This is a genomic window from Jeotgalibaca porci, from assembly GCF_011299095.1.
Classification (GTDB): Bacteria; Bacillota; Bacilli; order Lactobacillales; family Aerococcaceae; genus Jeotgalibaca; species Jeotgalibaca porci.
On the sequence record NZ_CP049889.1, the window covers coordinates 874009 to 886325 of the forward strand.

General features: G+C 40.4%; 10 protein-coding genes, 1 pseudogene and 1 riboswitch. Of the genes and pseudogenes, 2 read left to right on the forward strand and 9 right to left on the reverse strand.

All coding sequences use genetic code 11. From position 1 onward, the window contains the following. The first annotated feature begins 220 nt into the window (after nucleotides 1-220). Both uvrC and G7058_RS04510 read left to right on the forward strand, forming a co-directional pair. Nucleotides 221-2002: an excinuclease ABC subunit UvrC gene (gene uvrC, locus G7058_RS04505; protein ID WP_166062438.1), complete on the forward strand. Its 1782-nt coding sequence runs from the start codon at nucleotides 221-223 to the stop codon at nucleotides 2000-2002. Nucleotides 2003-2058: 56 nt separating this feature from the next. Next, nucleotides 2059-2907 carry a DegV family protein gene (locus tag G7058_RS04510; protein ID WP_166062439.1) on the forward strand — a complete coding sequence of 283 codons (849 nt, stop codon included), beginning with the start codon at nucleotides 2059-2061 and terminating at the stop codon, nucleotides 2905-2907. A gap of 261 nt (nucleotides 2908-3168) precedes the next feature. On the opposite strand, the gene G7058_RS04515 is transcribed toward G7058_RS04510, so the two are convergent. The 9 genes and pseudogenes from G7058_RS04515 to G7058_RS04555 form a co-directional block, all read right to left on the reverse strand. Further along, nucleotides 3169-5145 (reverse strand): HIRAN domain-containing protein, encoded by a 1977-nt coding sequence (locus G7058_RS04515; RefSeq protein WP_166062440.1) that lies wholly within the window; start codon nucleotides 5143-5145, stop codon nucleotides 3169-3171. A gap of 100 nt (nucleotides 5146-5245) precedes the next feature. Then, on the reverse strand, nucleotides 5246-5986 hold the full coding sequence (locus G7058_RS04520; RefSeq protein ID WP_166062441.1) for a DUF975 family protein: 741 nt from the start codon (nucleotides 5984-5986) through the stop codon (nucleotides 5246-5248). A gap of 11 nt (nucleotides 5987-5997) precedes the next feature. Continuing rightward, nucleotides 5998-6333, reverse strand: a complete 336-nt coding sequence (locus tag G7058_RS04525) for a zinc-ribbon domain-containing protein (protein WP_166062442.1) — start codon at nucleotides 6331-6333, stop codon at nucleotides 5998-6000. Nucleotides 6334-6387: 54 nt separating this feature from the next. Next, the gene (locus G7058_RS04530) at nucleotides 6388-6600 is read right to left on the reverse strand and encodes a YdbC family protein (protein ID WP_166062443.1); all 213 of its coding nucleotides are present in this window, start codon (nucleotides 6598-6600) and stop codon (nucleotides 6388-6390) included. A gap of 178 nt (nucleotides 6601-6778) precedes the next feature. Further along, nucleotides 6779-8170, reverse strand: a pseudogene (locus G7058_RS04535) (YfcC family protein). An 82-nt stretch (nucleotides 8171-8252) separates the two neighbouring features. After that, nucleotides 8253-8398, reverse strand: a riboswitch (Lysine riboswitch). 45 nt (nucleotides 8399-8443) lie between these two features. Then, nucleotides 8444-9034 (reverse strand): hypothetical protein, encoded by a 591-nt coding sequence (locus G7058_RS04540; protein WP_166062444.1) that lies wholly within the window; start codon nucleotides 9032-9034, stop codon nucleotides 8444-8446. 305 nt (nucleotides 9035-9339) lie between these two features. Beyond that, the gene (locus G7058_RS04545) at nucleotides 9340-10347 is read right to left on the reverse strand and encodes a YeiH family protein (protein ID WP_166062445.1); all 1008 of its coding nucleotides are present in this window, start codon (nucleotides 10345-10347) and stop codon (nucleotides 9340-9342) included. Between the two features lie 40 nt (nucleotides 10348-10387). Continuing rightward, complete coding sequence (locus tag G7058_RS04550; protein WP_166062446.1) at nucleotides 10388-11740, reverse strand: MATE family efflux transporter; 1353 nt, start codon at nucleotides 11738-11740, stop codon at nucleotides 10388-10390. Beyond that, on the reverse strand, nucleotides 11730-12206 hold the full coding sequence (locus G7058_RS04555) for a GyrI-like domain-containing protein (RefSeq protein WP_166062447.1): 477 nt from the start codon (nucleotides 12204-12206) through the stop codon (nucleotides 11730-11732). The genes G7058_RS04550 and G7058_RS04555 overlap by 11 nt, the downstream gene beginning before the upstream one ends. Between the last annotated feature and the right edge of the window lie 111 nt (nucleotides 12207-12317).

Sequence of the window (12317 nt, forward strand, 5' to 3'; positions counted from 1 at the left end):
TGAGCAATGATTGGTACTTCATTACCCAGTTCCGTTCCAAAGTGAGCAATGATTGGTGCTTCATTACCCAGTTCCGTTCCGCATACATACTAGTTTGAAGGAATAATCTGCCTAATTTTTGGATAGAGAGCTTGAGGCCTTCCTCTCCAAGCTGTCTAAGCTTCGAAACATTTAAAAGCGTGGTATACTTATTACACTAGAAATTAAAGGATTGAAAGATATGACAAGAGAAGAAATTCATAGTAAACTTGCGCTTCTGCCCGACTTGCCAGGTTGTTATATCATGAGAAATTCCGAAAATGAAATCATTTATATCGGTAAAGCGAAAAATTTACGAAGCCGTGTTAAGTCTTATTTCCAACAAAAACACGAGGGTAAAACAGCGCTCCTCGTTGCTGATATCGACCATTTTGAATTCATTGTAACGAAAACCAACAAGGAATCACTCCTGTTGGAAATCAGTCTCATTAAACAATACCAACCAAAATATAATATTAAGTTAAAACAAGGAACGATGTATCCTTATTTAAAAGTGACAAACGAAAAAGATCCGCAACTCATCATTACGTCTATCGTAGAAGATGACGGCGGTGTTTACTTTGGTCCCTATCCCCATGTCTATGCTGCTACGGAAACCCAACAGTTCATCCAGAAAGTTTACCCGTTGCGGAAATGTGCCCGCAATTCCAAACGTGCGTGTCTCTATTATTCGATGGGCCAGTGCATTGGTTGCTGCGACCATGACGTTACTCAAGAAGAATATGCAACTCAAATTCAAAAAATTAGCCGTTTCCTAAATGGCGAAGTGAAAGAAATCAAACAGAATCTCGTTGAAAAGATGCACGATGCTGCAGAGCGGTTGGATTTCGAGCAGGCTGCTGACTACCGTGACCAAATTCGTTACATTGAGACAACGGTTGAAAAGCAAACCATTATGTCGCGTGATTATACCAACCGTGATGTTTTTGCCTTCTTTATGGATAAAGGTTGGTTATCCATTCAAGTGTTCTTATTGAGACAGTCGACAATCATCAAACGTGAAGCTGCTCTTTTTCCTTGCTACGGAACGCCTGAAGACGAATTATTGTCATTTATTATGCAGTTTTACCAAGAACAAAATCATATTCTGCCAAAAGAAATATTGGTGCCGAAAGGGATTGACACAGAGTTGTTGGCGGAGACCTTGGAGACAACCGTTCGTATTCCCAAACGCGGGAACAAAAAAAGTATGCTCGACTTGGCAACGACCAACAGTGAACTGGCCCTCAATGAGAAGTTTTTGCTGATTGAGCGTTCTAAGCACAAAACAGTCGGAGCTATCCAAGAATTGTCCGAAGCGCTTGGAATCGCGTATATTGAGACGATTGAGGCCTTTGACCATTCCAATATCCAGGGTACAAATCCGGTTTCTGCCATGGTCGTTTACAAGGACGGGAAGCCGGAAAGAAAAGCGTATCGGAAATACAAAATAAAAACAGTTGAAGGCAGTCACGAATTTGCGACTACACAAGAAGTCATTCGTCGCCGTTACACACGGCTCTTGCGTGAACAGAAGCCGCTACCCGATTTGATTTTGATGGACGGCGGAAAAATACAAGTGCGTGCTGCCAAAGAAGTTCTGGAAGATGAACTCGGTTTGGATATCCCGGTTGCTGGTATGGTAAAAGATAACAAACACCGCACAGCTTCCCTATTATTTAACGATGAACTAGTGGAATTAGATCCGCGTAGCCAAGCATTCCATCTGGTGCAACGGATTCAAGATGAAGTCCACCGTTTCGCCATTACTTTCCACCGCCAAGTTAGAGGAAAAAACAGTTTCTCTTCCCAATTGGATCAAGTAGAGGGTGTCGGTCCGAAGACGCGGACCAAAGTTTTGAAACACTTCAAAACGATGAAAAAAATGCGCGAAGCCGAGCTCGAAGAATTTCAGAAGCTTGGCATCCCGTTAAAGGTCGCAGAAAACATCAAAGAATCATTTAAAACAGAAGTGCCGAAATAAGTCGGACATGTTATACTAAATAGACGCTATCTGTATAGTGAAGGAGGAGAAACAAAATGAAATTAATCGTTGATAGTGCTTGCGACTTATCGTTATCCTATTTGGAAGAACATAATGTTATTGTGGTACCATTATCTGTTATCGTGGACGATAAAGAATATATGGATATGTTCGAAATCAAAAACGACCAAATTTATGCACTAATTAAAGAAGGAAAACACCCACGTACGAGTCAAGTCCCTTTAGATAAATTTGATACCGCGTTTAGAAAGTTGGCTGCAGAAGGCGAGAGCGCCTTGTACATTGCCCTATCTTCTGACTTATCTGGAACCTATCAAGCGGCGGTATTAGCCGGCTCACAAGTAAGAGAAGAATATCCTGATTTTAATCTGCGGATTATTGATTCTCGTCAAGCTTCTTTAGGAATTGGGTTGATGGTTCGCGAAGCCATTCAAATGATAGAAGACGGCTTTGATGCAGAAGTTATTTCTGAACGTATTACATTTATGGCTGATAATGTAACTTCTATATTTACGGTTGAAGATTTAAACTACTTGGCTGAAGGTGGCCGTTTGTCCAAATCTAGTGCTTTTCTAGGCGGATTATTAAACATCCATCCTTTACTTGAAGTTGTGGATGGTAAACTGGAAGCACAAGAGAAATTCCGCGGTCGTAAACGCGTACTGAATCGTATGTATGATCGATTGAGCGAAGCAACTCATATGAACGAACAAACAGTTTTGATTGTTCATACGAACGATTTCGAGACAGTAAATGAAATGAAGAAACATATTGAAGCAGAATTTGGTCCTAAAGAGGTTATCGATTACCCAATCGGTGCGGTTATTGCCGCGCATACGGGAATTGGCACCCTGGGATTGTTCTTCATGAATCAGTATAAATAAGGAGAGTGTGGGAAAAAAGGCGTTTAGATCCGAATCACTGGAGCGAATAAGCACAGGATGGGCGAAGACCATCCGCGCATTATTTCAGTAGCACTGTGGGCTGAAGCCCAAGTGTATCATGTTTGTAAGCTGATAAAGCAGTAACAACCATGACAAAGCGGATGTCGGATCTGCCTTTTTGAGCACGTTTACGCCACTATATTCGTTAAATAAAAGCGGGGCCGGAAATACCACAATTTTGGTATTCACGGCCTCGCTTTATTATCTTTTTTGTGGAAATGGAACAATGTTTCCGCCAGTCGTTTTATCTGGAAAAGGCGGTCGATTTTTTTTACGCAACATCACACTTATTTTGATGTCCTCGTCGTCTAAATCTTCACTTTCAAAACGAGCAAAGAGAATTTCGTCATTGTCCATTAAGGCCGCAAGGATATTGTTATCATTGCGCGGAATATAGCCCAATATAAATCCGTCATCAAATGTCACCGCAATCGCATGCGGATCATAGGCGTTATCCGGCTCACGCACCAGTTGTAGAACTTTTCCTTTTTTGACGTTTTCTTCGACAGCCGTCAAATCAACAAAGTCAGTTCCAACAATTTTTGTTCCTAGTATCACAATGTCTGAAGCTACCTCTTGTTCAACCGGCGTTAAAAGCGGTAAGTACTTTATTTCTTTTTGAGTCCCTATTTCGGTATAAAGTAAACGCGAAATCAAGCGTTTATTTTTTTTATTTTCTTCTATCTCATTCAATGTTTCCAATGCTGTTAAAACTGTTTCATCATCTTCCCACTCGTCTGCATATTTACGCAATACAAGTAACGCATAGCGACGCAATTTTGGTTGATAATAATTTAGCAGCTTGATACACCATTCAATATCAAAGAAATCTTTTTCAATCATGTTTTTTACCAATGCTTCCAACCACATATTAATTTTCACCAAATCACTCGAATCCGGTTCGGTCTCTTCACTGAATAATAAAGGCAGTTCGAAAAGCTGCTCACTAACCAAACTGAACAGATAATCACTTGCATCCTGGAAATATATTTCCGGATAGTGAACGAGGAAGAAATCAAGTAAATTAAGACCTAATGGATTGCGCGTCAATAAAGAACCAAAATTACGAAAATTTGGTTTTAATTCTAGAAACTGTAAAGCGTTCACAACGAGATAGTCCGTTTCACCTGGATTTCGCATTTCTTTCAGCAACGTGTGCTCCCACTTCGGCTTATTCAAATAAACTTCGATGGTACGAATCAATTTCTCATAGCGATCAAAGCGGTAATTCCAATAGCTATTCAGCTTATCGGTAGCCTTCGTTTGTGAATCTAAATAGTGATAATCGTATTTCCAACTATCAATCACTTTTAGCCAGATGGTAACCAATGCAGCCTGGTCAATGAAGGTATTGGCAAATTCACGATTCTCAACTAACTTTTCCATAAACGTCAACGCTTCGCTTGCTAACGACTTTTGTTCAATCTGCTCTTGGTAAGCAATGATATACATAAAATCCTGATAATTCGCTGCATCAATTTCTGTTTCAAATAAGTAACGGCGAATATCGGTTTTTTGTAGGGCGACATTCACATAAATACTCGATAGCATCGTACTTTTTACACCGTGCTTCACAATCCACTGCTGTTGTTCCGTAGTGACAGGTTTCAGTTGGAACAAAGCGGCCAGACGACCGTAGCCTGCCGTGTGCTGAACGAGGTCAAATAAAATCTCATTTTGATGGAAATGCGCGTGGTGAATACTCTCTGATACGTAGATAGTAAAATCACTGTGATACCCCAAAACTTTGAATATTTTCAGCGTCAAATCATGGGGATAAAAGCCCAACAGGATAATACCGAGTTTCACCAACTCAGCTTGTTGGCTATTACGGGCTAAATTCATGCCAAAATCATGTAAGTCTATTTGGGTAAAGGCTCCCGTCTCAACGAGTACACGCAGCCGCTCACGCAATTCAATGAAGAACATACGAATCGGATGTTCGACGAGGAATTGTGCCAATTTTTCTTGTTCGCCCGTTCTCATCGCCTGTTCGAGTACGTCACAGCACTCACGCGCCATGTCTTCTTTTTGACTATAAGGAACGCCTTCGCTTAACAGGATAAATAAGGTATCCTCTCGACCTGCAGTTTCGATATCTTGAAAGACATACGGTAAAGCGGGATTTTCTTCACGCTGTTTTAATAATATATGATAGATACTCTCCTGATTAGCCATTTGCGACCCTCCTTTTGGATTGTTTCTCTCACTTGATGATAACATACATTCTTATTTTCCAAACACAAAAATCGCAGTCTAAACGGCTGCGATTTTCTGATTATAGGTGTGTATAAAAAGCAGCACGGGCTGAATTGCGGCGTGGTTCTATTAAGAGTACCAGAATAGCCGTCAGCAGCAGCACTACAAATATGCCTGCCAGAATCCATATAAATTCGATACCCATACACTGTTCAGGACCTTCAGATACGTTCAAACTGAAATAGAGCAAACCACCAAGCCAAAAGAGTAGCGGTAGCAAGGAAATCATAATATAGTAAAATTCCAAGCGGAAGAGACGCCATTTGTGACCTTGCATCAGCGCTTCACTTTTGGCCATTATTTCACGATTCGGTAATTCGGGCTCCTCATAATAAATGTAATCTGCCATTGCCCACGCATAGGTTTTAATCACACCTGGAACAATGAATAACAGTGACCATAATGTTATCCATAGTTGCTTTCTAAAGGTATATGAGACGACTTTAATCGGATTAAATTTATATGGTAGGAATATATGCCCAACTGTCATGCGTTCACCATCTTGAATATCTAGAAATCCCCAATGTAGCCCCAACATTAAAAGAGCCATTATAAACGAAGTAACCATTGATAAGATAAAGGTTAATACGGGTGAGTTACTCGTAAATTCTGCTACGGAGTTGCCAAATTCTGGCGAATAAAACGACTGTAAAACAACTCCGATTACTGAAATGATGGAAAAATTAGCGAGAGAAACTAAGTAGTTTCCGCGTAAATTTTCTCTGCCTTGCCTTCTTAGGTCACTATTTTTCATAAGCATTTACACGTCCTTCATGTGAGTGGTTGTCCGCAATTTGAACAGAAATTCGAACCAATTGCTTGGGTATGTCCGCACTGTCGACACTGGCGCGTCGTTGCTTTCACCCCTAATTCCTTTAAGGTTAAATCTTCTTCAGCAATAGTCACGGACTGTCCTTTTTCAATTGCTCGTCCTTTTTCAGGGGTTAGCTGATAAAGAGTATCGCAACACGTCGTTCGAACAGCATAATGCTTTCCAATTGTAAAAAGCGGGATAAAAAATAAGCGGAAGCGATTAGCCGTCACATATACTTCAAACCTGCCGAAGTGACCGCACTCTTGGCACGTTAGCGTCTGGTTATAGTCCAACCTTTTATGAAAAGGCAGGAAATCGAAAAAAAGAATCATAGGTCCACTCGCTTTCTATTTAATAATTAATAAACGCAGCTGCCCAATCTCTGCTTCGTTCAGAGTAATCCCTTTACTCATCTTCGTATGGTCAGGACTCCAATCACGGATATCGTATTTTTCTTGTCCGCCATTCCAACTGACAACATTTAGTTCTTTCGTCCAACCATTGGGAGATGTGCTTAAAACGCCAATATGATTTACAATTTCGTACTTAATATCTGCCATCGTTCATGCAACTCCTTTAATAGATTATGAGTATAAGTTTAGGGTTCTTTTAGTAAAAAAGCAATTTTTTATGCAGGGAGGCAAGTCTGCACAAACAAGAGGAATTAAACAAACTTGTGCAGACTTGTGCACGAAAAAAGAGCCGAGAAATAAATCCCAGCTCCTACATTTCTATCTATTAGAATGGACCGTAATTTGTGTAGTATGCGAATACTAAAAATACGACTCCGATTAACAACCAAATAATCATCAACGGGCCAAGGTAACGCACCCATTTATTATATGGAATTTTTGCAATAGAAAGTTGTGCCATCAACACACCGGATGTCAACATGATAGAGTCCATGAATCCAGCACCTAATTGATAAGCCATAACTGCTGTTTGTCTCGTAATACCCACAGCATCTGCAAGTGGAACCATGATTGGCATTGTTGCCGCAGCTTGTCCCGAACCAGATGGAATGATGAAGTTAATAATGATTTGGATCGCATACATCGCTACTGCAGCCAATGCGCCAGGCAAGCCTTCTACTGTTCCTGCAAGGAAGTTAACGATCGTATCAATAATCATACCGTCTTCCATTACAATAACGATTGAACGTGCCACACCCACGATTAGAGCCGCGAATACCATATCTTTTGCTCCAGCAACGAATAAGTCAGCCACTTTACTTGGACCATATCCGTAAACGAAACCTGCAATAACACCGGTAATCATAAAGATTGCACCGATTTCTTGAATGTACCAACCGTACTCAATAACACCAAATGCGATTGCTAGGATGCCTGCCAAGAACGTTAACCCAACTAAGATGTGACGTTTCTCTCAAGCAACGAACTCTGATTTTTCTAAGTCATGTTTAGGATCCAGTTTGTTATACACATAGCTCTTTGTTGGATCTTTTTTAACCATTAATGCATAACGCATAATGTAAAGGGATGTTATCACCCATAGTACGAGGAACAACGCAATCCGTAAGCCCATACCAGAGAACGTTGGTAATTCGGCAATACCTTGTGCAATTCCGACCGCGAAAGGATTCATGAAACCAGCACTAAATCCGATAGCAGCACCGGAAGCAATAATACTCATTCCGACAACAGAGTCAAAACCAAGTGCCAAGGCTAACGAAATACCCATTGGGATAAAGACGATGGTTTCTTCTGAAAAACCAAGTGTCGCACCCGCAATTCCGAATACCAGCAAGAATACCGGAATAACCAATATTTCTGCACCTTTTAGCTTTTGAGATAATTTATAAATTAATGCTTCTACTGTACCTGTCTCATTAATGACGGTAAATGCGCCACCAATCAAAAAGATAAAGAATGAAATCGCCGCTGAATCGGTTAAACCGCGCGGAATTGAATTGATGATTTCGAAAAATCCTTGCGGATTTGCATCCACAGCATGCCATGAACCTGGTACTGCAATTGTTCGTCCTGCTTGTTCAATTCGTTCGAACTGACCAGCCGGAACAATCCATGTTAAGATTGCCATCACAAGCATAACGCCGATTAACAAGACGTATGTATGAGGAATCTTAAATGAAGTTTTCTTTTTTTCCATTGTATTCTCTCCTTTTTTATTAAGCCGAGAAACAAAAATACCCCCGAATAGCAAAAGGCATTCGCAGGGTCCTTCTGCCCGCAATAATGAAAGTACTCCTTAATAAACAATGGGCTTGTTTATTAGACAGTGTACGTCCTGTTCGAACGTACCCCAGTATCCTAATGATACTTCGGCAAAAACCCCTTTCGTTCCCTACTCTTGGTTTTTGCGTCCTCTTTCAAAATCGACTCAAATTTATCACATTCAATAGTAACATTATATCATCGAATATCAATGATTATCTGTTACTATTTGTGTAATCTCATTATGAAGACGATTGAACTCATCAAATCCTAATGCTGGATTATGGGACGCAAAATAGGTATACGCCTTTTCCAGACGTACCAGATAATAAGCGGGAGTAACTTCCATGCGTGCAGCTTTCTTCGCAGCTCCTTCTTGATTTTCTAAATGTTGTTTATTTAACAGGTAGATAATGTGGTTCCAATTATTAACCGTTTGGTTGAAACGAGCGAGTACAAAATGAACATCCCCACGCGCGGCAGCTTTTTTTGCAGCTGTCATTGAAGCAGAAGCTTCTTTTAGAAGTATTTCTATCATGCGTTTTGACAAAAGTGCTTCTTCTGTTTCATAGAGTATTTTCATATATGGGTGAGTCGACAACTTCATTTCTTCTTTTGGTGTGAAGATGGCTTTCTCTTTGTACGTGTGCGGTAATTTCGTTATTATGAACGCTTTATCAATCGGCGCATTAAAATAGATTTCGACAATGGAACTCTCGCCGGCCGGTGAACTTCTCGATGTAACTCCAACAATCTCTGGTAGTCTTGCTAGTTCGTGAACCCATTCAAGGTTTGTCATAACATTCCTCCCGCTTCATTTCTTATAGTTTAAGTGAAATTTAGATTTTTTCAAATTATTAGCTGTGAAATAGTGAAATTGATTTTTTGCGGTTGGGTTCGCGCACTCAAATGAGTTTTTACCGTTGAGTGCGCGATAATCTGCCTAAATGGCTCACTCAAACTTGTTTTGCAATCTGAGTGAGCCTTTTGCGGAAAAATGGCTCACTCAAACCTATTTTACGTTCTGAGTGAGCCTTTCGCGGCAAAAACCCACAAAAAAAGCCTGCTCATCCAAAAATGAACAGACTTTTTGCTGATAGAACGCTAGCCCATGTATTTCAGTATCGCGGCTTGGGCGAACAGGGAGACGAAAACGACCGATACGTCGATAACCACTCCCGCGACCATTGGCTTTATTCCCACTCCGGCAATCTCTTTGAAGCTTGTCTTCAATCCGATTGCCGCTAAGGCCATGGATAAAAAGAATTTTGATAAAAAGGCAACAATATCGACCGTTGTTTCTGGTAGTAAACCGGTGCTTCTGATTCCAACCACTATGAGGAATCCGAGAATGAACCACGGAAAAATATTTTTGATATTCACTTTTTCCGCTGATTGTGATGGTGTTTCTTTTTTTGCATAAATCCAAGAAAAGATAAGAACAATCGGCACAATAAATAAGGTCCGAGTTAATTTCACGATTGTTGCCAGAACACCGGCTGCATCGGAGAATGCATAGCCTGCAGCAACGACTGATGAAGTGTCGTTCACTGCCGTCCCAATCCACAGACCATATGATGTATCACTCAAGCCCAGCCATTGGCCAATCCATGGAAAAGCAATAACGGTTATCATGTCAAAAAGGAACGTAGCGGAGATCGCGTAAGCAATATCCCGATTTTTCGCATGAATAGTTGGCCCTAAAGTTGCAACTGCGGTTCCCCCGCAAATGGCAGTACTAATAGAAAGTAAACTGGCTAATTTCCAGTTAATCTTAAAGACCTTTTTACACAGATAGCCGACGCCAAATGCTGTCGCTAATGTAAATACCATCAAGACAAGCGCGTATTTACCCGCTTCAATCACTTGTGAAAAACTAAGTGTGATTCCCGCTAAAATAATTCCTGCCCGCAAGACATATTTGGAAGTCCATTTCATACCACTGTCATAACTATCTGTTCGCATTACAATAGGATTTAATAACATCCCCAAAAGTAATGCGATCAGCGTTGCCCCCAAAAGCGCAGAAGGAAGAATCGCGTTTATAACATACGCTACAACGGCAATTCCAAAAGCTAGAAACAATCCTGGCATATGTTTTTTACTAACCATTTAAAAGTCTACATCCTTTCTTTTACCAACCGTACACTACTTAATTATAAAGTGGCTTAATATAATGTACGTTAACATGCTTCATAAAACCAATTCCCAGTACAAGTGCTGTGACTTCAGAAATCAAGAATGCCCACCAAATATTATTGATGTTTCCGGTTAGGGACATCACGTACGCAATCGGTAAAAGAACGACTAATTGGCGGATCAATGAAATCACCAGACTATATTTCCCTAAGCCGAATGCTTGGAAAGCAGAGCCTAAAACAATACTTGCGCCCGCAGCAATAAAATGAATACTAATGATTCTAAGTGCCGGTCTACCTATTTCAATCATTTGCGGCGAAGCATTAAAGAATCCAAGTAGCACATCCGGGAACAATTGGAAAATAACGAATCCAACAATCATAATTATAGATGCATAGCGAATCGCCAAAGCAATCGTTTCTTTAATACGATCCGGTTTGCGTGCACCATAGTTAAAACCGATAATTGGCACCATTCCATTATTCATACCAAACACAGGCATAAAGACGAAACTTTGCAGACGGAAGTACACACCGTAAACGGCTGTGGCTGTTGAACTGAAAGCAATCAAGATGTTATTCATTACGATATTTAACAATGAACCAACCGACATCATAATCATTGAAGGGATACCAACGGCGTAGATTTCTTTAATAATAGGCCAATTTGGTTTGAAACTTTTCAATGATAACTTAATTTCATGGTTGAATTTCAAGTGGAAATACAAACCTAGAAATGCACTAAAAAATTGACCAATTACAGTGGCCCAAGCTGCACCTGCCGTTCCCATTGCAGGAAGGCCGAACCAACCAAAAATAAAAATTGGATCAAGGATAATATTGATAATAGCACCCGCAGCCTGACAAAGCATCGAGTAGAACGTCAATCCGGTTGATTGCAAGAAGCGTTCGAACGTCACTTGCATAAAGATACCAAAACTAAATACAGAAACAATTCGCAAATAATCCGTTCCATAAGCGATAATCTCCGGATCGGAAGTTTGGGCCTTAAAGAAGGCAGGTACAAGCAACATACCGGCAATAGAAAAAACAATCGCATGGATAATATTCAAAAACAGACCATTTCCAGCCGTAATTCCCGCACCGTCCATATTCTTCTGACCAAGACGACGTGAGACCAAAGCATTAATCCCTACCCCTGTCCCTGCTGATATTGCAATCATCAAGTTCTGGATTGGGAATGCCAAAGTGACACCTGTTAAAGCTTCTTCACTGATTTGTGCTACGAAGACACTATCGACAATGTTATATAAAGCTTGTACCAGCATTGATATCATTACCGGCACAGACATTTTAATTAATAATTTACCAACGGGCATTGTACCCATTTTATTCTCATTCTCCATTTACATCCTCCAAAATTGGTATCAAGATTTGCGTTATTAATAACGCTTCTTGAACATTTTCATTCAAATATATTTCTTCTGACTCCCCTGTTGTCGAAAAATGATGGTCTTGCAACCACGTATCCATTTCACGATAAACAGCGGGGATGGTCTGACGCGCTCCTTGGTGGATGCAAGTTAAATACAATCCAGCCCGTTTTGTTACGGGCATAATTTCTTCTCTTCCCGCAGCTTTACTAGCAGTTAAAAAACCAGCCTCTAAATCCACTGCCTTTTTTGAAAAAGAATGATACGTTACAAAGAAGTTTCCGGCAGGACGTATCCCAATATGACGAAGATAAGCTTCTAACTTATCTCGAGACTCGGTTATTTTATTTTCTAAGTCTTTCAGCGGCACTTGCGAGCGGATGGCTACACCTCTTTCTTCGGGACGTTGCATCACTAACCAATCACTGATACGCGGCATTTTCCTCGCCTTCTTTCGTTTCATTTTTCATCAAAAGCATAGCACATTTATGATTCCAGCTCTATCTTATTAATTTTATTAGAGCTTAAAAAATCTCTTTGTTATAATAGT